Origin of the sequence: Variovorax sp. ZS18.2.2 (genome assembly GCF_024701975.1) — a bacterium.
GTDB lineage: Bacteria > Pseudomonadota > Gammaproteobacteria > Burkholderiales > Burkholderiaceae_C > Variovorax.
Genome location: NZ_JANLNM010000001.1, coordinates 1,138,644 through 1,161,019 on the forward strand (window position 1 = coordinate 1,138,644; position 22,376 = coordinate 1,161,019).

Sequence of the window (22,376 nt, forward strand, 5' to 3'; positions counted from 1 at the left end):
GGCAGGGCCCGGCGGGGGAGAACCTTGCACCGCGACGGGATTCGAGATCCGCGAGTAGTGCAGGGCCAACCAACAGGACTTACATGACTTGTTGGTCGTCTGAAGCCAATGATTATAACTTTTTGACATGACGCGAGTCAACCCAACGGGCGTACCGTGATGTCGGCGGCGGCCCAATGGCCCCGTCAGATGCGAGCTATTCTTGTTGGTCGATACTCGGGCCGCGCCCGACCAGGCGGCGCAACCATCCAAGACTGCGGAGCTTTTTCTCATGACGACTTCCCCCAAGACCCGTGCCGAGCGCGATACCTTCGGTCCGATCGACGTGCCGGCCGACAAGCTGTGGGGTGCGCAAACGCAGCGCTCGCTGCAGAATTTCGACATCTCCGGCGAACAGCAGCCGCGCGAAATCATCAAGGCGCTGGCGCAAGTCAAGCGCGCATCGGCCGTGGTCAACCACGCGCTGGGCCTGCAGGACGAGAAGAAGACCCAGGCCATCGTGGCCGCGGCCGACGAAGTCGTCGCCGGCAAGCACCCGGGCGAGTTCCCGCTGGTGGTCTGGCAGACCGGCTCGGGCACGCAGAGCAACATGAACGTCAATGAGGTGCTGGCCAACCGCGCGAGCGAAATCCTCGGCGGCGAGCGCGGGGAAGGGCGCCTTGTGCACCCGAACGACGACGTGAACCGCAGCCAGTCGAGCAACGACGTGTTCCCGACCGCGATGCACGTGGCCGCCGTCGAGGCCATCACCCACAAGCTGCTGCCCGCCATCGCCAAGCTGCGCGGCACGCTGGAGAAAAAGTCCAAGGACTTCGCCGACATCGTGAAGATCGGCCGCACCCACCTGCAGGACGCCACGCCCCTCACGCTGGGCCAGGAGTTCTCGGGCTACGTCGCGCAGTTGGCGCACGGCGAAGCGCATGTGCGCGCCGCGCTGCCGCACCTGTGCGAACTGGCGCTGGGCGGCACGGCTGTGGGCACCGGGCTCAATGCGCCCAAGGGCTACGCGGAGCAGGTGGCGGCCGAGCTGGCAAAGCTCACCGGCCTGCCGTTCATCACCGCGCCGAACAAGTTCGAGGCGATGGCCAGCGTCGATGCGCTGGTGCACGCCCACGGCGCGCTCAAGACGCTCGCCGCCAGCATGAACAAGATCGCCAACGACGTGCGTTGGCTCGCGAGCGGCCCGCGCAGCGGCATCGGCGAGTTGAGCATTCCCGAGAACGAACCCGGCTCGTCGATCATGCCGGGCAAGGTCAATCCGACCCAGAGCGAAGCCGTCACGATGCTGGCCGCGCAGGTGTTCGGCAATGACGTGGCCATCAACATCGGCGGCGCCTCGGGCAACTTCGAGCTGAACGTGTTCCGCCCGATGGTGGCCCACAACTTCCTGCAGAGCGTGCGCCTGCTGGCCGACGGCATGGTGAGCTTCAACGACCACTGCGCCGTGGGCATCGAGCCGAACCGCGAACGCATCACGGAGCTGGTGCAGCGTTCGCTGATGCTGGTGACGGCGCTGAACACGCACATCGGCTACGACAAGTCGGCCTACATCGCGAAGAAGGCGCACAAGGAAGGCACGAGCCTGCGCGAGGCCGCGATCGCTTCGGGGCACCTCACGGCCGAGCAGTTCGACCAGTGGGTGGTGCCGGAGAACATGACAGGGCGTTGATCCGCGCCGCGCCATGAAAAAAGGACCCGCGAGAGGGTCCTTTTTTCGTTGCCGGCCGGTCAGTAGCCGATCGTATAGCGCTGGCGCGAATGCGCAGGCTTCTCGAGTTCGTCGATGAACGCGATCGCGTAGTCCTCGAAGCTGATCCAGCTGCGGCCTTCGGCGCTCACGAGCAGGTCGTCCTTGCCGAGGCGGAACTTGCCGGTGCGCTCGCCGTCGACGAATTCGGCGGAGGGCGACAGGAAGGTCCAGTCGAGGTCCTTTTCGCTGCGCAGTGCGTCGAGGAACACGCCGCCGGCCGTGGCTTCGGCACGGTAGGCATCGGGGAAGTTCGGCGTCTCGATCACCTTGAGGCCCGGTGCCGCGAACAGGCTTCCGGCACCGCCGACCACCAGCAGGCGCTTCACGCCCGCGCGCTTGACCGGCTCGATGATGGCAGCGGGCGGCACGGTGGCGAAGTGCGCGGCGCTGAACACGGCGTCGTGGCCGGCCAGTGCCTTCTCCAGCGCGGGGGCGTCGAGCGCGTCGACGTCGACGGCATTCACGTTGGCGCGACCTGACAGCTTCTCGCTGGCCTTGCGCGCGATGGCGGTGACAGTGTGGCCGCGGCGCAGTGCTTCTTCGAGAAGGCGGCCGCCGGCGCGTCCGGTGGCGCCGATGATGGCGATGTGGCTCATGAATGACTCCGGGATGGTGGATGGGATGAAGCTCATCTTAGGTTTCTGGTTTCGAAAGAAATACCTCGAAATACGCGCTTCTTTATTCCTAGAATCGTTCGAATGGATCGATTGAATGCAATGCGGGTGTTCGTGAACGTGGTGGATTCGGGCAGCCTGTCGGCCGCAGCCGAGAAGCTGGACATGTCTCGCCCGGTGGTCACGCGCTATGTGGCCGAACTCGAACAATGGACCGGCGCACGGCTGCTGCATCGCACCACGCGCCGCCTGAGCCTCACCGCCGCCGGCGAGGAACTGCTGCCGCGCTGCCGCCAGGTGCTCGAACTCGCGGGCGACATGCAGGCCGCGGTGCGGCATCCGGCCGAAGCGCCGCAGGGCCAGTTGCGCATCACGACCGGCACCTCGTTCGCGCAGGCGCAGCTGGCCGACGCCATTGCGGACTACGTGCGGCTCTACCCGGGCGTGGCGGTCGACCTAGTGCTGCTGGACCGCACTGTCAACCTGGTGGACGAGCGCATCGACCTGGCGATCCGCACGGCGGCGGAGATCGATCCCAACCTCATCGCGCGCCGGCTCACCGACTGCCGTTCGGTCGTCTGCGCCTCGCCCGCGTACCTGAAGGAACACGGCAAGCCGCTGCGTGTGGACGAACTGGCCCAGCGCAACTGCCTCACGCATTCGTACTTCGGCCACAGCCTCTGGAATTTCACCCGCAAGGCGGATGGGGAGCCGCTCTCCGTGGCGGTGAACGGCAACGTGTCGGCCAACGATGCCGCGAGCCTGATGTGCCTCGCGCGGGCGGGGGCGGGCATCGCGATGTTGCCGACCTACCTGACGGCGGCGCTGCTTCAGTCGGGCGAACTGGTATCGCTTTTTGAGGATTGCGAGCCGCAGGTCGTCGGCATGTACGCCGTGTACACCTCGCGCAAGCACATGCCGGCCACGCTGCGCACGATGCTCGACTTCCTGGCCGAGCGCTTCACCGAAGTGCCGTCGTGGGACTTGCCGCCGCCCCGCTGAGGCAGGGCGGCGTGATCCCGCTCAATGACGGGAGGAGCCGGCAGCGGCCGCCTGGTTCATCAGCTTGTCGGTGTAGGCGATGGCCATGGCCGAGAACAGGAAGGCGATGTGGATCACCGTCTGCGCGATCAGCACGCGGTCGGTGTAGTTGTCAGCGTTGATGAAGGTCTTGAGCAGGTGGATCGAGCTGATGCCGATGATGGCGGTGGCCAGCTTCACCTTGAGCACCGAGGCGTTCACATGGCTGAGCCACTCGGGCTGGTCGCGATGGCCTTCCAGGTTCATGCGGCTCACGAAGGTCTCGTAGCCGCCCACGATCACCATGATGAGCAGGTTGGAGATCATCACCACGTCGATCAGCGCCAGCACCACCAGCATGATCACCGTCTCGTTGAGCGTGCCCACCGGCGCGGTGGTCTTGTAGCCGATGCTGGTGATCAGCGCCTGCAGCGCGGTCTGGCTGCCGAATGCGGCCTCGACCAGGTGCAGCAACTCGACCAGGAAGTGCACCACGTACACCGCCTGCGCCACGATCAGGCCCAGGTACAGCGGCAGTTGCAGCCAGCGGCTCGCAAAGATCAGCCGGGGCAGCGGCCCCATCGGATAGGTACGGGTGGCGGGCGGGTTCAGGGGGTCGAAAGGATCGGGAGCGGACATCGGGTGGGGGTTCGTTGGGGACCGGCGATTTTAGGGGGGGGCCGTGACGCACTCGTGATAACCCTGCGAACTAACATCGGACGCGTCAGTGACCCGTAAGTGCGCGCGCCGACATTACGGCCGCATCCACCCAGGAGACAAAGAGAATGAGCAGCCCATCGAAAAACATTGAATCCGTCCTCGTCGAGAACCGCGTGTTCCCCCCCGACGCCCGTGCCACCGAAGGCGCCCGGATTTCCAGCATGGCCGCCTACGACGCGCTGTGCAAGGAGGCCGAAGACGACTTCGAAGGGTTCTGGACCCGCCTGGCCAAGGGCAACCTGCAATGGACCAAGCCCTTCACCAAAACGCTCGATGAATCGAAGGCCCCGTTCTACGAATGGTTCGGCGACGGCGAACTCAATGCCAGCGCCAACTGCCTGGACAAGCACATCGGCACCCCGGTCGAGAACAAGACCGCCATCGTGTTCGAAGCCGACGACGGCACCGTCACCAACGTCACTTACAAGGAACTGCTCGCCCGCGTGAGCCAGTTCGCCAACGCGCTCAAGGCCGCGGGCATCCAGAAGGGCGACCGCGTCGTCATCTACATGCCGATGACGGTCGAGGGCGTGATCGCGATGCAGGCCTGTGCGCGCATCGGCGCCACCCACAGCGTGGTGTTCGGCGGCTTCTCGGCCAAGGCACTGCAGGAGCGGATCATCGACGCCGGCGCAGTGGCCGTCATCACCGCCAACTACCAATTGCGCGGCGGCAAGGAACTCCCGCTCAAGGCCATCGTGGACGACGGCATCGCGCTGGGCGGCTGCGAGTCGATCAAGACGGTGTTCGTCTACGAGCGCACGCCCACCGCGTGGAGCCGCGTCGAAGGCCGCGACAAGACCTTCACCGAAGCGCTCCAGGGCCAGAGCACCGAGTGCGCGCCCGTGCCGGTGAACGCCGAGCACCCGCTGTTCATCCTCTACACCTCGGGCTCGACCGGCAAGCCCAAGGGCGTGCAGCACGCCACCGGCGGCTACCTGCTGTGGGCCAAGCTCACGATGGACTGGACCTTCGACATCAAGCCCGAAGACGTGTTCTGGTGCACGGCCGACATCGGCTGGATCACCGGCCACACCTACGTGGCTTACGGCCCGCTCGCGGCCGGTGCCACGCAGGTGGTGTTTGAGGGCATCCCTACCTTCCCGCATGCGGGCCGCTTCTGGCAGATGATCGAGAAGCACAAGGTCTCGATCTTCTACACCGCGCCCACGGCCATCCGCTCGCTCATCAAGGCAGCCGAGGGCGACGAGAAGGTGCATCCGAAGAACTGGAATCTCTCAAGCCTGCGCATCCTCGGCTCGGTCGGCGAGCCGATCAATCCCGAGGCGTGGATGTGGTACCACCGCAATATCGGCCATGAGAAATGTCCGATCGTCGACACCTTCTGGCAGACCGAGACCGGCGGCCACGTCATCACGCCGCTGCCGGGCGCCACGCCGCTGGTGCCGGGTTCGTGCACCTTGCCGCTGCCGGGCATCATGGCCGCGATCGTCGACGAGACGGGCAAGGACCTGCCCAACGGCGCGGGCGGCATGCTGGTCATCAAGCGGCCCTGGCCCTCGATGATCCGCACGATCTGGAACGACCCCGAGCGCTTCAAGAAGAGCTACTTCCCCGAGGAAATGGGCGGCACGATCTACCTGGCCGGCGACGGCGCGGTTCGCAGCGAAGACCGCGGCTACTTCCGCATCACCGGCCGCATCGACGACGTGCTGAACGTGTCGGGCCACCGCCTGGGCACCATGGAAATCGAATCGGCGCTGGTGTCCAAGACCGACCTCGTGGCCGAAGCTGCGGTGGTGGGCCGCCCTGACGATGTGACGGGCGAGGCGGTGTGCGCCTTCGTCGTGCTCAAGCGCGCACGCCCGACCGGCGAAGAGGCCAAGCAGATCGCCAACGAGCTGCGTGCCTGGGTGGCCAAGGAGATCGGCCCCATCGCCAAGCCCAAGGACATCCGCTTCGGCGACAACCTGCCCAAGACGCGCAGCGGCAAGATCATGCGGCGCCTCTTGCGCAGCATCGCCAAGGGCGAGGAGATCACGCAGGACACCTCGACGCTGGAAAATCCCGCAATCCTCGAACAGTTGTCAGAACGGCTGTAGGACGTGGCCGCCTGTCCGTCCGGCAGCGCCGGACGGGCCCTTTGCCTGAGGTAAAACCCGACAGTTGCTGCGTGCCTCGACGCGCGCGGCCGTTGTGTTCTATCTTTTCAGAGGAGGCCCCCAATGGGCGTGAGATCCGCTTTCCTGTTCGTCATCGTGCTGCTGATTGCAGCGCTCGCCGCATTGAACTGGGGGACGCTGTCGGCCCCCACCGATGTCTGGCTGGGCTTCATGACCGTCTCGGCGCCGCTGGGGCTGATCATGCTGGGCCTCACGGTTGTGCTGGCCGCCTTCTTCCTGGTCTACGTGCTGTACCTGCACAGCTCCGTCCTCATCGACACCAAGCGCCACACGAAGGAAATGCAGGTCCAGCGCGACCTCGCCGACAAGGCCGAAGCCTCGCGCTTCACCGAATTGCGCAACTTCCTCGAGGCGCAGGAGAACAAGCACATGGCGCACAACGCCGACCGCCATACGGCGCTGGTGGCGCGCATCGATCAGCTCGAGAACGCGGTGCGGCTGCGCTCCGAGCAGACCGACAACACCTTGGCTGCGCACATCGGCCAACTCGAAGACCGCATCGAGCGCCGGCCGGTGGCGGTGCCGGCCGATATCAACCCTCAGGGTTGAGCTGGCTCAGCGCGGCGTTGCAAGAATCCAGGCCGCCAGCTTCTTCGCATCGGCTTCGCTGACCTGGTTGTTCGCCGGCATCGGCACCGGGCCCCAAACGCCGGAGCCGCCCTTCACGATCTTGGTGGCGAGGGAGTCGACGGCACCCTTGTCGTCCTTGTATTTCGTGGCCACGTCCTTGAAGGACGGGCCGAGCACCTTGCGGTCGACCGCGTGGCAGCTCATGCAGTTCTTCGACGTGGCCAGGGCCAGGTCTGCGAAGGCGGGGGCTGCGAGGCCAAGGCCCAGGGCAGCGGCGAACAGAACTCTTTTCATGGGGGATTTATTTCGTAAGGGCTGGGTTACATTCGATGCCAACGCGATTGTAGGTAGCGCCGCCCGCCGGCGTCCGGATGCGTTGACAACAACCCGGAGGGATTCGCGATGTGGTTTCTGCTGTTGGGCCTCTTGAGCCTCGCCCTCAAGTATTTCGAAGTCGGCATGGTCGCCGGCTGGAGCTGGTGGATCGTGCTGTCGCCGTTCGCACTGGCCGTCGCGTGGTGGGCCTGGGCCGATTCGTCGGGCTACACCAAGCGCAAGGTGATCGAGCGCGAAGACCGCCGCAAGCAAGCGCGCATCAGTCGCCAGAAGTCCAACATGGGCGTGCCGACCAGCAACGGCCAGCGCCCGCGCCGCTGAGCGCGTAGCCGCTCCCCGGCAATCATCCCCGCGCCGAATGAACGAAAGCGCGCCATGGATGACGAAGCCGCCACCCACGCACTGCTCGTCTTCGGGCTCTCCCTCTTTGTCGGGCCGGCCATCGGTGCGCTCGTGGGCTGGCGCAAGAAGCTCTTCTGGGGTGTCGGCGTCGGGGCGCTGCTGATCGGCTGCGCAGGCCTTTACGGCGCGGCCACGGTCGGCTGGCAGCGTTACCAATCGATTGCCGACACGGTGCTTGTGGAAGGCAGCCTCGTCGAATTCGTGGAGGAGCGCAGCAAGGACGACAAGGGCCGCACCACCACCACGCGCGCGCCGGTCGTCGAATACACCGCCGCCGACGGCGTGGCGCGGCGAGTCAAGGGGCTGGGCGGCGGGCTCTCCGACAAGGAACCGGGCGATGCGGTCGACGTGCGCTACAAACCGGCCGATCCTTCTCAAGCGCTGGTGGCCGATTTCCAGAACATGTGGGGCATCGTCTGGGGTCTCGGCCTCTTCGGCGGGTTCCCGGCGATGTTCGGCCTGTTCTTCACCGGCATGGCGATCAAGGAAGGGCGCCCGTCGTCCAACGCCTGGGAGAAGGAACCCGAGGCCACACCCGCGCAAAAGCGATGGCGCACGCGCGGCACGGTGCTGGCCAACGTGGTGTTCCTCGCCGGCTTTGCCGTGTGCTTCGTCTATCCGGACGAGGACTTCGGCAAGGGGCTCGGCGCCGGGTTCATGACCATCGGCACCGGCGCCTTGCTGCACCTCGTGGTGCAGAGCTTTCCGCCGGCGATGGCGTTCGAGTCACGCAGCATCCTCGGCATCGTGGGCCTGGGCTTCATCGCCTTCGGCTACGGTGCCTGGATGATGATGTGATCGATCAGAACTTGTCGAGCACCGCGCCCGAGCTCGCGCTCGATGCGTTGAACGCGAACTTGGCCTGCACACCACGCGTGTAGCGCGGAGCCGGGGCCTTCCAGCCTTCGCGGCGCTTGGCCAGTTCGGCTTCTGGCACATTGAGTTCGAGCACCAGCTTGTGCGCGTCGATGGTGATCGAGTCGCCTTCGTTCACGAACGCGATCGTGCCGCCGGCCGCCGCTTCGGGTGCGACGTGGCCGACCACCATGCCCCAGGTGCCGCCCGAGAAACGGCCGTCGGTGATCAGGCCCACGCTTTCGCCGAGGCCCGCGCCGATCAGCGCGCCCGTGGGGGCCAGCATTTCCGGCATGCCCGGGCCGCCCTTGGGGCCGAGGTAGCGCAGCACCATCACGTCGCCGGCGACGATCTTTCCGGCCAGGATGGCTTGCAGCGCCGACTGCTCGTCATCGAACACGCGCGCCGGGCCGGTGATGACCGGGTTCTTCAGGCCCGTGATCTTGGCGACCGCGCCTTCGGGCGAGAGATTGCCCTTCAGGATGGCGAGGTGGCCTTCGTCGTACATCGGCTTGTCGATAGTGCGGATCACGTCCTGGTCGGCGCGCGGCACATCGGGCACGTCCTTGAGCACTTCGGCAATCGTCTGGCCGCTGATGGTGATGCAGTCGCCGTGCAGCAGGCCTGCGTTCAGCAGCACCTTCATCACTTGCGGAATGCCGCCGGCCTGGTGCAGGTCGACCGCGAGGTACTTGCCCGAGGGCTTCAGGTCGCACAGCACCGGCACCTTCTTGCGCATGCGCTCGAAGTCGTCGATGGTCCACTCCACTTCGGCCGCGTGCGCGATCGCCAGGAAGTGCAGCACCGCGTTGGTCGAGCCGCCGGTGGCCATGATCACGGCCACGGCGTTCTCGATGGCCTTCTTGGTCACGATGTCGCGCGGCTTCAGGTCTTTCTTGATGGCCTCGATCAGCACCTTGGCCGATTCCTTGGCCGAGTTGGCCTTTTCGTCGTGCGGGTTCGCCATGGTGGACGAGTAGGGCAGCGAGATGCCCAGCGCCTCGAATGCGCTGGACATGGTGTTGGCCGTGTACATGCCGCCGCAGGAGCCGGTGCCGGGAATGGCGCGCTTCTCGATCTCGTGCAGGTCCTCGTCGCTCATGTTGCCGGCGGCGTTCTGGCCCACGGCTTCGAACACGCTCACGATGTTCAGGTCCTGGCCCTTGTAGCGGCCCGGCAGGATCGTGCCGCCGTAGACGTAGATGGCGGGGACGTTGGCGCGCAGCATGCCCATGAGGCCGCCGGGCATGTTCTTGTCGCAGCCGCCGACCACCAGCACGCCGTCCATCCACTGGCCGCCGACGCAGGTCTCGATGCAGTCGGAAATGACTTCGCGGCTCACCAGCGAGTACTTCATGCCTTCGGTGCCCATGGCCATGCCGTCGGAGATGGTGGGGGTGCCGAACACCTGCGCGTTGCCGCCGGCTTCCTCGATGCCCGCGATGGCCGCGTCGGCCAGCTTCTGCAGGCCCGAGTTGCAGGGGGTGATGGTGCTGTGGCCGTTGGCCACGCCGACCATCGGCTTCTTGAAGTCGCTCTCTTCGTAGCCCATGGCGTAGAACATCGAGCGGTTGGGGGCGCGGCTCTTGCCTTCGACGATGTTGGCGCTGCGGCGATTGATCTGGATTGGCTTGGTGTCCATGGTGTCTCTTCTATCGTGGGGAGATCGGGGGAGCCAAGTATCGGACTTCTGATTGATTCGTTCCAATCCAATTTTTTGCGTGGATTGATATGCTCGGCATATGAATGAAGCATTGATCGACCTGCGCGCCTGGCGCCAGTTCGTCGCCGTGGCCGAGGAACTGCACTTCGGCCGCGCCGCACTGCGGCTGCACATGACGCAGCCGCCCGTGACCCAGGCCATCGCCCAGCTCGAGAAGACGCTGGGCGTGGTGCTGTTCGACCGCACCCGCAGGCGCGTGGCGCTCACGCCCGCCGGCGAGGCGCTGCTGCCCGATGTGCGCGAGCTGCTGGCACGGGCGCAAGCGCTGCCGGCAAGGGCGCGCGCCGCGGCGGCGGGGCAGGTGGGGCGGGTGCGCATCGCCTTCGTCTCGACGGTCGGCTTCGAGCAGTTGCCCGCCTGGGTGCGCGAGTTCCGCGTGCTGTGCCCCGAGGTGGCGCTCGAACTGGTCGAGGCCACCGGCGACGTGCAGCTCGAAGCCTTCGCGCGCGGCGAGATCGATGCGGGGCTGATGCTGCATTCGCCCGGCGCCGCGCCGCCGGGGCTCACGCGCCTGGCCGTGTCCGAGGAGCCGCTGGTGCTCGCGCTGCCGGCCCGGCACGCGCTGGCCCGCACAGAGAAGCTGCTGCTGGCCGACGTGCTGGCCGAGCCCTTGGTGATCTTTCCGCGCCGCATCGTGCCTTCGCTGCATGACGCGATCTTCGGGCTCTATCACGCGGCGGGCCGCGTGCCGCAGCTCGCGCAGGAGGCCATCCAGATGCAGACCATCGTCAACCTGGTTTCCGGAGGCATCGGCATGGCCTGGGTGCCGGAGAGCGTCACGCAGTTCCGGCGCGCGGGGGTGGTCTATCGTCGCGCCGCGGAATTCGCACCGGCCGCGCGGCGCCGCAATTCGCCGGGGCTTCCCGTCTGCGAGACCAGCCTGGTGTGGCCCGAGGGGGCGAACAACCCGGCGCTCGCGCGCTTCGTGGCGTTCGTGCGCGAGCGCGGCTAACGGGGCCTGCGGGAGCGAGGGCCGGAAGGCTTGTCGAGCGAATCGGCAAGCAGCGTTTCGAGCCACCCCGCGAAGGCCTGCATCCGTCGCGATAGGTTGCGCCGGTGTGGATACACCAGCTGCACCGGCAACGGCTCGGCACGCGCCTCGGGCAGCACCTCGACCAGTTCTCCAGCCGTGAGGTGTCCGCGCACGTCGTAGGCCGGGATCTGGATCAGCCCCAGCCCCGCCAGCGCGCAGGCGATGTAGGTCTCGGCATTGTTCGCGGCCACCTGGCTGCGCATCCGCAGCGTCGCGGTCTCGCCGTCGCGCTGCCATTCCCACGGCGCGGCGCGGCCGCTGGTCGGCGAGGCGTAGTTGACCGCGATGTGCGCTGGCAGGTCGGCCGGCGTTCGCGGCGTGCCGTGGCGCGCGAGGTAGGCGGGGCTCGCGCAGTTGATCAGCGTGAAGTGCCCGAGCGGCCGAGCCACCAGGCTGCTGCTGGCCAGCGGCCCGACGCGCAAGGCGCAATCGACGCCTTCGAGCACCAGGTCCACCGCGCGGTCGCTCGAGCCCAGCTCCAGCTCGATGGCCGGAAAGCGCGCGAAGAAATCCGGCAGCGCCGGCGCGATGAGCAGCCGCGCGATGCGGCTCGGCACATCGACCTTGAGCCGTCCGCTCACGTTGCTGTGCGCCGGCAGGAACTGCTGCTCGATGTCTTCCATGTCGGTGACGAGCGCACGTGCGCGTTCCAGCAGCGCTTCGCCGTCGGGCGTGAGGCCGACGCGCCGCGTGGTCCGGTGCAGGAGGCGCGAACCCAGCCGCGCTTCGAGCTGCTGCACCGCCGTCGAGATGGCGGCGCGCGGCAGCGCGAGGCGGTCGGCCGCGCGGGTGAAGCTGCCGGTTTCGGCAACGCTCAGGAAGACCTTGAGCAGGTCGATGCGGTCCATGGAGGTACTGCCTCGATTGTTCGTGATTTTTTGAACAGTCTAGCGAGGTCGGGTCGCTTTATCTCGATGCGTTCAATCAATAGACTGCGACGTCCAGTCACACATCACGCTTTTTCAACAGGAGATCCATCCATGTCCGCACGCACCCTCAAGAACAAGGTCGCCGTCATCGCCGGCGGTGGCAAGAACCTCGGCGCACTCATCGGCCACCAGCTGGTCGATGGCGGCGCCCGCGGCATCGCGATCCACTACAACAGCGACGCCTCGCGTGGCGACGCCGAAAAAACCGCCGCCGCGCTCAAGGCCAAGGGCGCCGACACGCTGCTGGTGCAGGGCGATCTTTCGGTGGTGGAGAACAGCGTCAAGCTGTTCGACCAGGCCGTCAAGCAATTCGGCCAGGTCGACATCGCGATCAACACCGCAGGCGTGGTCATCAAGAAGCCGATCCTCGACGTGACGGAGGCCGACTACGACAAGAGCTTCAACGCCAACGCCAAGGCCGCCTTCTTCTTCATCCAGCAGGCCGGCCGCACGATGGCCGATGGCGGCAGCATCGTGACGATCGTGAGCTCGCTGCTGGCGGCCTACACGCCGTTCTATTCGATCTACCCGGGCTCCAAGGCCACTGTGGAGCACTACACGCGCGCGGCGTCCAAGGAGTTCGGCGATCGCGGCATCTCGGTCAATGGTATCGGCCCCGGCCCGATGGACACGCCGTTCTTCTACGGGCAGGAGAGCAAGGAAGCCGTCGAGTACCACAGCAGCGCCGCGGCGCTCAGCAAGTTCTCGAAGAAGGGCCTGACCGACATCGAGGACATCGCGCCGATCGTGCGCTTCCTGGTCACCGAAGGCTGGTGGATCACCGGCCAGACGATTTTTGCCAACGGTGGCTACACCACCCGCTGATCCGGCAAGATGGCCCCCGGAGGACAACGCATATGCACACAGTCATGGTGATGGGCGGCGGCTTCGTGCTGCTGGTGGTGTTTCTTTTGGCCAGCCGCTTCATCGGCGATGGCTCTTCGCTGGCGCTGGCCACCGCCGCCAAGTGGTTCATTCCGGCGTGGTTCATCGGCGCCGGCATCAACATGGCGGTGGGCGTGATCAAGGCGGGGTACTCGGTGGCCGAGGAGCTGCCGATTTTTCTCCTGATCTTCGCGGTGCCGGCCGTGGTGGCGGGGCTCCTGTGGTGGAAGTTCGGGCGCTGAGATTGGCCTGAATGTCCCCGTGCCGGCCGCGTCATTCGCGCGCGGCACAATCGGCGGATGCTCATGTATCCGCAGATCAACCCCATCGCCCTGCAGCTCGGGCCCGTTGCCATTCACTGGTACGGCCTGACCTACCTGGCGGCCTTCGCGCTGTTCTACTTTCTCGGCACCCGCCGGCTGCGCCACGAGCCGTACCGCTCGCTGGTCGGGCAGGGCGCCTGGCAGCGCAAGGACATCGAGGACATCCTTTTCCTCGGCGTGATGGGCGTGATCGTCGGCGGGCGGCTCGGCTACTGCCTGTTCTACAAGCCCGAGTTCTACCTGACCCATCCGCTCGAAATCCTCTACGTATGGCAGGGCGGCATGAGCTTCCATGGCGGCATGCTGGGCGTGGTCGGTGCGATGGTCTGGTTCTCGCGTTCGCGCGCACGGCCGTTCTGGCAAGTGATGGACTTCGTCGCGCCCTGCGTGCCGACCGGGCTCGCCGCAGGCCGCGTGGGCAACTTCATCAACGGCGAACTCTGGGGCCGCTTCAGCAGTCCCGACCTGCCCTGGGGCATGGTGTTTCCGCAGAGCGGCTCGATGCTGCCGCGCCATCCTTCGCAGATCTACCAGTTCCTGCTCGAAGGTTTGCTGCTGTTCGTGATCATGTGGCTCTACGCGCGCAAGGAACGCAAGCCAGGGCAGGTGGCTTCGGTGTTTTTGATCGGCTACGGCGCGTTGCGCTTCTTTGCCGAGTACTTCCGCGAGCCCGACGACTTCCTCGGCCTCAGGGCGTTGAGCCTGAGCCAGGGGCAGTGGCTCAGCGTGCCGATGGTGATTGGCGGCATTGCGCTGTGGTTCTGGTTCGGTCGCACGAAGACGGTCGCCGCACGCGCCTGAGCTGAGCGCTCCGGGGCAGCCCGAGCGCTCCGGGCAATCTCAATCTCAGGGTAATCACGGGCCGCGCGGGGTGCCCGTGACACTTGCGCAACATTGTTTGCGCGCTCACAATTACGCGTAATTACAGGAAATTACGCCGAGACACCCGAGGTCAAAAGCCCCAATCCCCATGCGCCTGGTCCCCAACTCCCTGCACGACGAAGTCGCCGCCACGCTGCGCGAGCAGATCTTCGAGGGCGCGCTGGCGCCGGGCAGTTTCCTGGACGAAGTGGCCTTGTGCGAGCGGCTTTCCATCTCCCGCACGCCGCTGCGCGAGGCGCTCAAGGTGCTCACCGCCGAAGGCCTGCTTCGGCACGAACCGCGGCGCGGCTGCTTCGTCAACGAAGTCACCGAGCGCGACCTCGACGAGATCTTCCCGGTCATCGCGCTGCTCGAAGGCCGCTGCGCCTACGAGGCCGCCCGCAACGCGAGCGATGCCGAGCTGCACGAGCTCGACGGGCTGCACGAACGCCTGGAGTGCCACGCCAAGGCGCGCCGCATCAACGACTACTACGCCACCAACCACATCATTCACGAGGCGATCATCAAGCTCGCCGACAACCGGTGGCTCGCGCAGGTGATCGGCGACCTGCGCAAGATATTGAAGCTCGCGCGCCTGCAGCAGCTGCATGCGCCAGGCCGGCTCGACCAGAGCCTGTCAGAGCACCTGGCCGTGTTCGCGGCGCTCAAGGCGCGCGACAGCGAAGGCGCCGATGCCGCCATGCGCACGCACCTGACACGCCAGCGCGAGGCGCTGCGCGAGGTCGCGCGGCAACAGAAATCCAGGGTGATGCCGTGACCATTTGCCGCGGCGCGCCCGAGCCCATCTACAGGGGAGTCCATCGATGAGTGCGACCGAATGGTTCCAGGCGCGGCTGCGTTCTGGCGAAAAGTCCAAGGTGCCCGTGGCGCCCGAGAGCGTGGCAAAGAGCGTGACCAAGAACACGCTCAAGCCCAGCGAGCGCACAACCGCCGAGCGACTGCAGGTCACGCTGCGCAAGGCCGACGAGGCCCTGTCGCCGCGCGCACTGCGCCGCGTGCTCGCCGACCTGCAGGCGGTGATCGATCCGCGCGTGAGCGAGGTCGAAGGCGGCCGCCGGGCCCATTCCATCGCGCAGGCCTACGCTGCGGCCACGCCCGAAGAGCGCCGCGACTACTGGGCACTGATGAGCGAGCACTTCGCCGCCGATGCGCAAAAGCTCAAGACTGCGCGCGACCAGCACCAGGCCGCGGTCGGCACGCCCGACGAAGGGCAGGCCGAATTGAAGTTGCGCCGCGCGCTCGTCTCGCCGCGCATGCGCCTCTTGCAGCGCTTCGCGGTCGAGCCCACGGGCATGCGCTTTTTGGTCGACCTGCGCGCCGACCTGCTGCCATGCCTGAAGGCCGACAAGCGCCTGCTGTCGCTCGATGCCGAACTCGAGCAACTCTTCTCCACCTGGTTCGACGTCGCTTTTCTCGAGCTGCGCCGCATCGACTGGGATTCGCCGGCTTCGCTCATCGAGAAGCTCATCCGCTACGAGGCGGTGCACGACATCAAGAGCTGGTCCGATGTGAAGAACCGGCTGGACGACAGCGATCGCCGCTGCTACGGCTTCTTCCACCCGCGCCTGCCCAACGAGCCGCTGATCTTTGTCGAAGTGGCGCTGGTCGACCGCATCAGCGACGGCATCACGCCGCTGCTCGACGAGGCCGCCGTGCCGGTGCTGCCCGCCAAGGCGACCACCGCGATCTTCTATTCGATCAGCAACACCCAGAACGGCCTGCGCGGCGTGAGCTTCGGCGATTCGCTCATCAAGCGCGTGGTCGAGACGCTGCAGGACGAACTGCCGCGCCTGAAGACCTTCGCCACGCTTTCGCCGATTCCGGGCTTTCGCACCTGGCTCGCCAAGAACGCGGCCGATCTCATGCCTCGCCTGGACGAAAAGCGCGAGGCCGAGCTCGGCCGCCTCGTCGGCTCCGTACCGCCCACGGCCGAGCGCCTGCTCGCCGCTGTGGAAGCCGCCGCCACCTTCGATGCCAAGTCGCCGCTGCGCCAATGGCTGCTGCAGGCCGCTGCCGAGTACCTGGGCCACGCATTGGTCGACGGCACGCCGGCCGACCCGGTCGCGCGCTTCCACCTGGGCAACGGTGCGCGGGTCGAGCGGCTGAACTGGGCCGGCGATCCGTCGCCCAAGGGGCAGAAGCAGTCGTACGGGCTCATGGTCAACTATCTCTATGACCTCAAGCGCCTGGACAAGCATCGGACCTGGCTGGGCGACGGCAAGGTCGCGGTATCGGGAGACATCGAAAGCCTGTTCTTCAAAAAAGGCTGAGTCCGAAAAACCGGGTACGAAAAGAGCACTCGCCGCCGCATCGGGCGGCAAAATCCACAATCACAGGAGAAGAGGCAAATGAACCAGAGTTTTCAGCGACGTGACGTTCTGCGTGTGGCCGCCGCCGGTGCGGCCGTTCTTTGCGGCGCCGCGCGCGCGCAGAGCTGGCCAACCAAACCGGTGACGATGATCGTGCCGTTCCCCGCGGGCGGCGGCACCGACGCCTTCGCGCGGCCGCTCTCAGGCCAGTTCACCAAGGTGGCAGGGCAGACGCTGGTGATCGACAACCGGGGCGGCGCCGGCGGCACGCTGGGCGCGAGCATCGCGGCCAAGGCGCCGGCCGATGGATACACGCTCTTCATGGGCGCCGTGCACCACGCGATCGCACCCTCGGTGTACCCCAAGCTCGACTACGACATCGAGAAGGACTTCGTGCCGCTGATGCTGCTGGCCAACGTGCCGCAGGTGGTGGTCATCAACCCCAAGCGCGTGCAGGCCAACACCATCCAGGAATTCATCGCGCTGGTGAAGCGCAACCCGGGCAAGTTCAACTACGGCTCGGCCGGCTCGGGCACCTCGCACCATCTGGCGGGCGAGCTCTTCAAGATCCAGACCGGCACCTTCATCACCCACATCCCGTACCGCGGCGCGGGCCCGGCGCTGTCGGACCTGATCTCGGGCAACGTCGACCTGATGTTCGACGGCCTGGGTTCTTCGGCCCAGCACATCAAGAGCGGCCGCATCAAGGCGCTGATGGTCGCCGGCACCAAGCGCAATCCGGCCTTCCCCGACGTGCCCTGCGCCGCCGAAGTGGGCCTGCCCGACTACACCGTGACCACCTGGTATGGCCTCTGGGCACCCAAGAACACGCCCGCCGACGCGCAGGCGCGCGCCATCGACGACATGAAGAAGGCGCTCGCCACCGACGAGCTCAAGACCATCTGGGCGCAGAACGGCTCCGAGATTCCGACCCTCACCATGGCGGCCTACGGCAGCTTCGTCAGTTCCGAAATCAAGCGCTGGGCCACGGTCGTGAAGGCGTCGGGCACCAAGCTCGAATGACGGCTGCGGGCACTGCGTCGCCCAGGCGCGAACGCGCGTCCGTATCGGTGCAGCGCGAAGGCGCTGTGGCGGTCGTCACGCTGTCGAATGCGGGCCGCCTCAATGCGATGACGCGCGCGATGTGGCGCGCGCTGCTCGCCGTGTTCGCGGGCCTGGACGATGCGGGTCTTCGATGCATCGTGATTCGCGGGGAGGGCGGTGCCTTCTGCGCGGGCGGCGACATCTCCGAATACCCGTCGTTCCGCTTCGAAGAGCCGAGCCTGCGCGAATTCCACGAGAACGAAGTCTGGGCCGCGCTGCAGGCGCTGCTCGATTGCCCGGTGCCGCTGGTCGCGCAGATCGAAGGCGCCTGCATGGGCGCCGGCATCGAGATCGCGAGCTGCTGCGACATCCGCATTGCCGGGGCCTCCGCAAAGTTCGGTGCGCCGATTGCCAAGCTGGGCTTTCCCATGGCGCCGCGCGAAGCGGCCCTTGTGCATGGCGCCATCGGCGACGTGCTCGCGCGCGACATGCTGCTGGCCGCTGGCGTGCATGGCGCCCAACGCCTGTACGACGCGGGCTTCCTGCTGCAGGTGCTGCCCGACAACGAGGTCGCGACGGCCGTGCAGGTGCATGCCGACCGCATCGCCGCGCTCGCGCCGCAGGCCGCACGCCTGCACAAGCACACCTTCGCCATGCTCAAGGCTGGCGGGCCATCCACTGAGAGCCTGCTCGCCACGGCCTACGACTACGCCGATTCCGCCGAGCACCGCGAAGGCATCGCTGCCTTCCTTGCCAAGCGCACCCCGAATTTCTGAAGTACCGGTTCAAAGACGAAGCGATGAAGAAGCCAACCAACGCCAACCTGTTCGCCGCCTTGCGCGCGGCCTTTCCCGCCGACCTCGACGGCATCGCGGTCGAGACCGACAACGGCCTGTTCTATTCGTGGCGCGACCTCGAACGCGCGAGCGCGATGATCGCCAACCTGCTCGATGCGCTGAAGCTCGAGAAGGGCGCGCGCATCGCGGTGCAGGTCGAGAAATCGGTCGAGGCGATGCTGCTGTACCTCGCCACGCTGCGCGCGGGCTATGTGTTCCTGCCGCTCAACACGGCCTACCAGAGCGCGGAGATCGAATACTTCATCGGCAACGCCGAGCCCGCAGTCGTGGTGTGCACCAGCCGCAATGCATCGTGGGTCGGGCCCATCGCCAACGCGGCGGGCACGCGACACGTGTTCACGCTGGACGACGACCGCACCGGCACGTTGCTCGAAGTGGCGGCGCAGTGCAGCGACAAGCACACGCCGGCCAAGAAGTCGGCGGACGACCTCGCCGCCATCCTCTACACCAGCGGCACCACCGGCCGCAGCAAGGGCGCGATGCTCACGCACGGCAACCTGCTGTCGAACGCCGAGGTGCTCAAGGACTGCTGGGGCTGGACGCCGGGCGACGTGCTCATCCACACGCTGCCGATCTTCCACGTGCACGGCCTCTTCGTCGCATTGCACGGCGCGCTGCTCAACGGCAGCAAGATGCTGTGGTTCTCGAAGTTCGACCCCAAGCGCATCGTCGCCAAGCTGCCCGAGGCCACCGTGTTCATGGGCGTGCCCACGCTCTACGTGCGCCTCTTGGCCGAGCCCGGCCTCACGCGCAAGGCGGTGCGCAACATGCGGCTCTTCGTCGCGGGCTCGGCGCCGCTGCTCATCGAGACCTTCGACGAGTGGCAGGAGCGCACCGGCCACACCATCCTCGAGCGCTACGGCATGAGCGAGACGGTCATGCTCACCTCCAACCCCTACAAGCCCGAGCAGGGCGAGCGCCGTGGCGGCACGGTCGGTTTCGCGTTGCCGGGCGTGCAACTGCGTGTGCGCGACGAGAAGGGCAACGACTGCACCACCGACGAGATCGGCGGCATCGAGGTCGATGGCCCGAACGTGTTCGCCGGCTACTGGCGTATGCCCGAGAAGACGGCCGAGGAGTTCACCGCCGATGGCTTCTTCAAGACCGGCGACGTCGGCAAGATCGACGGCAGCGGCTACATCACCATCGTCGGCCGCAGCAAGGACCTGATCATCAGCGGCGGCTACAACGTCTACCCGGCCGAGATCGAGGGCTACATCAACGAGATGGCCGGCGTGGCCGAGAGCGCGGTCATCGGCGTGCCGCACCCCGACTTCGGCGAGGTGGGCGTGGCCATCGTGATCGCCAAGGCGGGCTCGGCCATCGAGGCCGATGCCATCGTGGCGGAGCTCAAGTCGAAGCTCGCGAACTTCAAGATTCCGAAGCGCTGCTTTGTCGTTCCGGAGCTGCCGCGCAACACGATGGGCAAGGTTCAAAAGGCGCTGCTGCGCGCCGAGCACAAGGGGCTGTTCGCCTAGGAAGGTACTGAGAAAGTTGCCACTGCCGGGTGCCTGTGCGTTACTTCCGGCACTGGTGCCTGCACGGCCCCGCTGCTAGCATTTCGAAGCGAGTTCCTCGCGTCGAAAAAGTCAGTGGAAGGCCCTCAATGAATCTACGCGTCATGCACGCGATCGTCGCAGTCTGGATGCTCTGCATGGCCGGCTCGGCCGCTGCGCAATGCCAGGCCGGCATGCCCACCGTTCCGGGCGCGGGATGCGTCCCGCGCGACTACATCGAGAACAGCAACAGGGGTGGCGGATACCAGCAGCCGCAGTACGCCCCCGAGGCGCCGCCGCCGCGCTACAGGGATCTCCCCCCACCGCCGATCCTGCCGGTCATCGAGTACGGCGCCCACGCGATGACGACGGACAACGAGTCGCTGTTCGGCGGAACGGGCAGCCTCAGTTCAAACAGCGCGCAAAAGCTCGTGCTGGATTTCTGCCGTGAACGGAGCGGCAAGGAATGCAAGGTGCTCGGCGTCTTCAAGGACACCTGCCAGGGGTTCGCATTCGATCGGAAGAACACGCCTTACCGGGGCGTCGACAACGATCCTCGCAAGGCGGTGAGCGAGGCCATGGGCGCCTGCGTCCGCGCCAGCGGCAAGGCGGGGCAGTGCCGGCTGTGGAAGCTGCCGATCTGCGCCGGCAACGACTACGTGGGGTCCGATTTCAACGCCTCGAAGAAATGGGATCCCAGCGAGTACGAAGCCCAGGTGCGCTCATGGACGGCTACCGCGGAACGCGGGCTGCGGTGAGGCGACAGGTCAACTAGACACTGCTCGTCCTCGGCGCGAGCGCGGTGACGCGCGGCTCGTGAAAGATGAGCGCATCCACCACCTCCGGTGAAGGCCGGCGGAACTCCACGCCGAAGCCTTCGAGCGTCTCGACGTTGAAACGCCGCCCGCCGGCTGGCAGCAGCCGGTAGGTCGGCTGGCCCGGGATCGTCATGTTGAGCTGGTCGCCAGCATCGAGCCGGATCTCGATCACGCGGCCGCTGTGCAGGTAGTCGCCGGCGCAGAGACGACGGAATGCCGGGTCCAGTACGTCGCCAGCCGCGACGCGGCGGAACACGATGTCCTCCACCATCTGCTCGAATGGCACTTCGACGCGATCGATGCGGCCTTGCCGGTCGTAGCGGAAAGTGAGAGTCCGGTCGCTCGGATGCATGATCGTCGGCCGGTCGGGCGTGATGAAGACGTCGTAGTGGCGGTGCTGGAGCAGGTCCTCCACGCCGCGCCAGTGCCACGCGAGCCCATCCCCTCGTTGCTCGATGCGGATGCGCCCATACGCCGGGTGCTCGTACTCGCCGGCATAGTCTTCGAGCGCATGGCTTGGCCGGGTTTCGCTGTGGCGAACTTCCGCGCTGGCTTTCTTGTCGAGCTTCTGCTGTGCCACGGCCTGCTTGCGCTTTGGTGCCAAACGGCCGAACCAGTCGATGGGTTCGCGGCCGCAGAGGCGGTCGAGCGCCGCGAAGGTGAGGATGGGCGTGGCGCCGCCCGGCGTGCGGTTCGTCAGCACCACGACGCCTGCGCGGCGTTCCGGCAGCAACGTCATGAGCGTGCTCCAGCCGGTCCACGAGCCCGAATGCGCCACGGTGCGCTCCCCGCGGTATTGCTCGCAGAAAAGGCCCAGGCCGTAGTGCGAGTCGCCGATCTCGGCGTATTCGGAGCGGCCCATGTGCACGCGCGGCGTCGTCATTTCGCGCAACGATTGCGCAGAGAGCAAGGGGCGGCCGTCCACCTTGCCGTCGAGCAGGAAGCACGCCCATTTCGCGAGGTCGGCCACCGAGGTGTTGATGCCGCCCGCAGGCGTGGCGCGGATGGGTGACAGCGGCGATCGGTGGCGTTCGTCGCCATCGATCGCATGCGGCCGGGCGCCGTCTTCCGCGGCACCGAGCGCCTCGATGGAAAAGCCGAAGTGCCTGAAGCCCAGCGGCTTCATCAGGCGCTCGCTGGTGAATTCCTCGTAGCTCTGGCCGCTGATCCGCTCGGTGATCATTCCCGCGACGAGGTAGCCGAGGTTCGAGTACTGGAAGGTGTCGCGCAGGTCCTTGTTCGGCGCGAGATGCCTGAGCGCCGCCAGCATCTGTGCGTTGCTCAGGTCGCCGGGCATGTGGATCCAGTCGTGGCGCGGCAACCCGCTGTGGTGGCACAAGAGGTCGCGCACCGTGAGCCGCTCGGTCGCCACCGGGTCTTGCAGGCGGAACTCGGGCAGCACCTCACGCACCGGCCGGTCCCAGTCGAGCTTGCGTTCGTCGACCAGGAGGCCGAGGCCCGCTGCGGTGAACGACTTGGTGATCGAGCACAGCAGGAACTGCGTGTCGGTGGTCACCGGCAGGCCGGCGTCGGTGTCGCGCACGCCGTAGCCCTTGAGCAGGGCCACTTCGCCGTCCTGTATCACGGCTAGTGCGAGGCCGGGCACTTTCCATTCCTGCATCGAGGCTTCGACGAGGTTTTCGAGATCGCTCCACATGGTCGGGGT

The 22,376-nt window shown here is 66.5% G+C and carries 22 protein-coding genes; 16 read left to right on the top strand and 6 right to left on the bottom strand.

Annotation, left to right across the window (positions count from 1 at the left end; all coding sequences use genetic code 11):
* Positions 1 to 271: 271 nt before the first annotated feature.
* Entirely contained in the window at positions 272 to 1,669 is a 1,398-nt protein-coding gene (gene fumC / locus NU688_RS05410) for a class II fumarate hydratase (RefSeq protein WP_257859496.1), read from the top strand.
* 59 nt (positions 1,670 to 1,728) lie between these two features.
* Here the strand turns inward: fumC and NU688_RS05415 are convergent, their stop codons facing one another.
* Entirely contained in the window at positions 1,729 to 2,346 is a 618-nt protein-coding gene (locus NU688_RS05415) for an NAD(P)-dependent oxidoreductase (RefSeq protein ID WP_257859497.1), read from the bottom strand.
* Between the two features lie 102 nt (positions 2,347 to 2,448).
* Here NU688_RS05415 and NU688_RS05420 point away from each other — a divergent pair, with 102 nt between their 5' ends.
* Positions 2,449 to 3,366, top strand: a complete 918-nt coding sequence (locus NU688_RS05420; RefSeq protein WP_257859498.1) for a LysR family transcriptional regulator — start codon at positions 2,449 to 2,451, stop codon at positions 3,364 to 3,366.
* Between the two features lie 21 nt (positions 3,367 to 3,387).
* Here the strand turns inward: NU688_RS05420 and NU688_RS05425 are convergent, their stop codons facing one another.
* On the bottom strand, positions 3,388 to 4,023 hold the full coding sequence (locus NU688_RS05425; RefSeq protein WP_257859499.1) for a YqhA family protein: 636 nt from the start codon (positions 4,021 to 4,023) through the stop codon (positions 3,388 to 3,390).
* A 146-nt stretch (positions 4,024 to 4,169) separates the two neighbouring features.
* Between NU688_RS05425 and acs the strand changes: the two genes are divergently transcribed.
* Together acs and NU688_RS05435 are read left to right on the top strand one after the other, a co-directional pair.
* Positions 4,170 to 6,167, top strand: a complete 1,998-nt coding sequence (gene acs, locus NU688_RS05430) for an acetate--CoA ligase (RefSeq protein WP_257859500.1) — start codon at positions 4,170 to 4,172, stop codon at positions 6,165 to 6,167.
* 123 nt (positions 6,168 to 6,290) lie between these two features.
* Positions 6,291 to 6,797, top strand: coding sequence for a LapA family protein (locus NU688_RS05435; protein ID WP_257859501.1), 507 nt, complete (start codon positions 6,291 to 6,293; stop codon positions 6,795 to 6,797).
* Positions 6,798 to 6,803: 6 nt separating this feature from the next.
* Here the strand turns inward: NU688_RS05435 and NU688_RS05440 are convergent, their stop codons facing one another.
* Positions 6,804 to 7,112 carry a c-type cytochrome gene (locus NU688_RS05440; RefSeq protein ID WP_257859502.1) on the bottom strand — a complete coding sequence of 103 codons (309 nt, stop codon included), beginning with the start codon at positions 7,110 to 7,112 and terminating at the stop codon, positions 6,804 to 6,806.
* Positions 7,113 to 7,220: 108 nt separating this feature from the next.
* Here NU688_RS05440 and NU688_RS05445 point away from each other — a divergent pair, with 108 nt between their 5' ends.
* Complete coding sequence (locus NU688_RS05445; RefSeq protein WP_257859503.1) at positions 7,221 to 7,475, top strand: TIGR04438 family Trp-rich protein; 255 nt, start codon at positions 7,221 to 7,223, stop codon at positions 7,473 to 7,475.
* A 54-nt stretch (positions 7,476 to 7,529) separates the two neighbouring features.
* Positions 7,530 to 8,354 (top strand): DUF3592 domain-containing protein, encoded by an 825-nt coding sequence (locus NU688_RS05450; RefSeq protein WP_257859504.1) that lies wholly within the window; start codon positions 7,530 to 7,532, stop codon positions 8,352 to 8,354.
* Positions 8,355 to 8,358: 4 nt separating this feature from the next.
* Here NU688_RS05450 and ilvD read toward each other — a convergent pair whose 3' ends face one another.
* Positions 8,359 to 10,053 carry a dihydroxy-acid dehydratase gene (gene ilvD, locus NU688_RS05455; RefSeq protein ID WP_257859505.1) on the bottom strand — a complete coding sequence of 565 codons (1,695 nt, stop codon included), beginning with the start codon at positions 10,051 to 10,053 and terminating at the stop codon, positions 8,359 to 8,361.
* 100 nt (positions 10,054 to 10,153) lie between these two features.
* On the opposite strand from ilvD, the gene NU688_RS05460 reads away from it, so the two are divergent.
* Positions 10,154 to 11,086: a LysR family transcriptional regulator gene (locus NU688_RS05460; RefSeq protein ID WP_257859506.1), complete on the top strand. Its 933-nt coding sequence runs from the start codon at positions 10,154 to 10,156 to the stop codon at positions 11,084 to 11,086.
* Here NU688_RS05460 and NU688_RS05465 read toward each other — a convergent pair.
* Entirely contained in the window at positions 11,083 to 12,015 is a 933-nt protein-coding gene (locus NU688_RS05465) for a LysR family transcriptional regulator (RefSeq protein ID WP_257859507.1), read from the bottom strand. The genes NU688_RS05460 and NU688_RS05465 overlap by 4 nt on opposite strands.
* Before the next feature lie 132 nt (positions 12,016 to 12,147).
* Here NU688_RS05465 and NU688_RS05470 point away from each other — a divergent pair, with 132 nt between their 5' ends.
* The 9 genes from NU688_RS05470 (at position 12,148) to NU688_RS05510 (ending at position 20,650) form a co-directional block, all read left to right on the top strand.
* A complete protein-coding gene (locus tag NU688_RS05470) occupies positions 12,148 to 12,921 on the top strand; it encodes an SDR family oxidoreductase (protein ID WP_257859508.1) in 774 nt (257 codons plus the stop codon).
* A 32-nt stretch (positions 12,922 to 12,953) separates the two neighbouring features.
* Complete coding sequence (locus tag NU688_RS05475) at positions 12,954 to 13,223, top strand: hypothetical protein (RefSeq protein WP_013541809.1); 270 nt, start codon at positions 12,954 to 12,956, stop codon at positions 13,221 to 13,223.
* Between the two features lie 57 nt (positions 13,224 to 13,280).
* On the top strand, positions 13,281 to 14,105 hold the full coding sequence (lgt, locus tag NU688_RS05480; protein WP_257859509.1) for a prolipoprotein diacylglyceryl transferase: 825 nt from the start codon (positions 13,281 to 13,283) through the stop codon (positions 14,103 to 14,105).
* A gap of 169 nt (positions 14,106 to 14,274) precedes the next feature.
* Complete coding sequence (locus NU688_RS05485; RefSeq protein WP_257859510.1) at positions 14,275 to 14,943, top strand: GntR family transcriptional regulator; 669 nt, start codon at positions 14,275 to 14,277, stop codon at positions 14,941 to 14,943.
* A 46-nt stretch (positions 14,944 to 14,989) separates the two neighbouring features.
* On the top strand, positions 14,990 to 16,456 hold the full coding sequence (locus tag NU688_RS05490) for a malonyl-CoA decarboxylase (protein ID WP_257859511.1): 1,467 nt from the start codon (positions 14,990 to 14,992) through the stop codon (positions 16,454 to 16,456).
* A gap of 78 nt (positions 16,457 to 16,534) precedes the next feature.
* On the top strand, positions 16,535 to 17,518 hold the full coding sequence (locus NU688_RS05495; protein ID WP_257859512.1) for a tripartite tricarboxylate transporter substrate binding protein: 984 nt from the start codon (positions 16,535 to 16,537) through the stop codon (positions 17,516 to 17,518).
* Complete coding sequence (locus NU688_RS05500) at positions 17,515 to 18,315, top strand: enoyl-CoA hydratase/isomerase family protein (RefSeq protein WP_257859513.1); 801 nt, start codon at positions 17,515 to 17,517, stop codon at positions 18,313 to 18,315. Before NU688_RS05495 ends, NU688_RS05500 begins: the two co-directional genes overlap by 4 nt.
* A gap of 23 nt (positions 18,316 to 18,338) precedes the next feature.
* Entirely contained in the window at positions 18,339 to 19,874 is a 1,536-nt protein-coding gene (locus tag NU688_RS05505; RefSeq protein WP_257859514.1) for a malonyl-CoA synthase, read from the top strand.
* 143 nt (positions 19,875 to 20,017) lie between these two features.
* Complete coding sequence (locus tag NU688_RS05510; protein WP_257859515.1) at positions 20,018 to 20,650, top strand: DUF4189 domain-containing protein; 633 nt, start codon at positions 20,018 to 20,020, stop codon at positions 20,648 to 20,650.
* A gap of 13 nt (positions 20,651 to 20,663) precedes the next feature.
* On the opposite strand, the gene NU688_RS05515 is transcribed toward NU688_RS05510, so the two are convergent.
* Positions 20,664 to 22,367 (bottom strand): serine hydrolase, encoded by a 1,704-nt coding sequence (locus NU688_RS05515; protein WP_257859516.1) that lies wholly within the window; start codon positions 22,365 to 22,367, stop codon positions 20,664 to 20,666.
* Positions 22,368 to 22,376 lie beyond the last annotated feature (9 nt).

Excerpts from the sequence above, each read along its gene's own strand:
- NU688_RS05485 (WP_257859510.1), top strand. The coding sequence starts at position 14,275 with ATGCGCCTGGTCCCCAACTCCCTGCACGACGAAGTCGCCGCCACGCTG.
- NU688_RS05415 (WP_257859497.1), bottom strand. The coding sequence starts at position 2,346 with ATGAGCCACATCGCCATCATCGGCGCCACCGGACGCGCCGGCGGCCGC.
- NU688_RS05475 (WP_013541809.1), top strand. The coding sequence starts at position 12,954 with ATGCACACAGTCATGGTGATGGGCGGCGGCTTCGTGCTGCTGGTGGTG.
- NU688_RS05470 (WP_257859508.1), top strand. The coding sequence starts at position 12,148 with ATGTCCGCACGCACCCTCAAGAACAAGGTCGCCGTCATCGCCGGCGGT.
- NU688_RS05420 (WP_257859498.1), top strand. The coding sequence starts at position 2,449 with ATGGATCGATTGAATGCAATGCGGGTGTTCGTGAACGTGGTGGATTCG.
- NU688_RS05500 (WP_257859513.1), top strand. The coding sequence starts at position 17,515 with ATGACGGCTGCGGGCACTGCGTCGCCCAGGCGCGAACGCGCGTCCGTA.
- NU688_RS05465 (WP_257859507.1), bottom strand. The coding sequence starts at position 12,015 with ATGGACCGCATCGACCTGCTCAAGGTCTTCCTGAGCGTTGCCGAAACC.
- NU688_RS05495 (WP_257859512.1), top strand. The coding sequence starts at position 16,535 with ATGAACCAGAGTTTTCAGCGACGTGACGTTCTGCGTGTGGCCGCCGCC.
- acs (WP_257859500.1), top strand. The coding sequence starts at position 4,170 with ATGAGCAGCCCATCGAAAAACATTGAATCCGTCCTCGTCGAGAACCGC.
- NU688_RS05510 (WP_257859515.1), top strand. The coding sequence starts at position 20,018 with ATGCACGCGATCGTCGCAGTCTGGATGCTCTGCATGGCCGGCTCGGCC.
- NU688_RS05425 (WP_257859499.1), bottom strand. The coding sequence starts at position 4,023 with ATGTCCGCTCCCGATCCTTTCGACCCCCTGAACCCGCCCGCCACCCGT.
- lgt (WP_257859509.1), top strand. The coding sequence starts at position 13,281 with ATGCTCATGTATCCGCAGATCAACCCCATCGCCCTGCAGCTCGGGCCC.
- fumC (WP_257859496.1), top strand. The coding sequence starts at position 272 with ATGACGACTTCCCCCAAGACCCGTGCCGAGCGCGATACCTTCGGTCCG.
- NU688_RS05450 (WP_257859504.1), top strand. The coding sequence starts at position 7,530 with ATGGATGACGAAGCCGCCACCCACGCACTGCTCGTCTTCGGGCTCTCC.
- ilvD (WP_257859505.1), bottom strand. The coding sequence starts at position 10,053 with ATGGACACCAAGCCAATCCAGATCAATCGCCGCAGCGCCAACATCGTC.
- NU688_RS05460 (WP_257859506.1), top strand. The coding sequence starts at position 10,154 with ATGAATGAAGCATTGATCGACCTGCGCGCCTGGCGCCAGTTCGTCGCC.
- NU688_RS05435 (WP_257859501.1), top strand. The coding sequence starts at position 6,291 with ATGGGCGTGAGATCCGCTTTCCTGTTCGTCATCGTGCTGCTGATTGCA.
- NU688_RS05505 (WP_257859514.1), top strand. The coding sequence starts at position 18,339 with ATGAAGAAGCCAACCAACGCCAACCTGTTCGCCGCCTTGCGCGCGGCC.
- NU688_RS05440 (WP_257859502.1), bottom strand. The coding sequence starts at position 7,112 with ATGAAAAGAGTTCTGTTCGCCGCTGCCCTGGGCCTTGGCCTCGCAGCC.
- NU688_RS05490 (WP_257859511.1), top strand. The coding sequence starts at position 14,990 with ATGAGTGCGACCGAATGGTTCCAGGCGCGGCTGCGTTCTGGCGAAAAG.
- NU688_RS05445 (WP_257859503.1), top strand. The coding sequence starts at position 7,221 with ATGTGGTTTCTGCTGTTGGGCCTCTTGAGCCTCGCCCTCAAGTATTTC.
- NU688_RS05515 (WP_257859516.1), bottom strand. The coding sequence starts at position 22,367 with ATGTGGAGCGATCTCGAAAACCTCGTCGAAGCCTCGATGCAGGAATGG.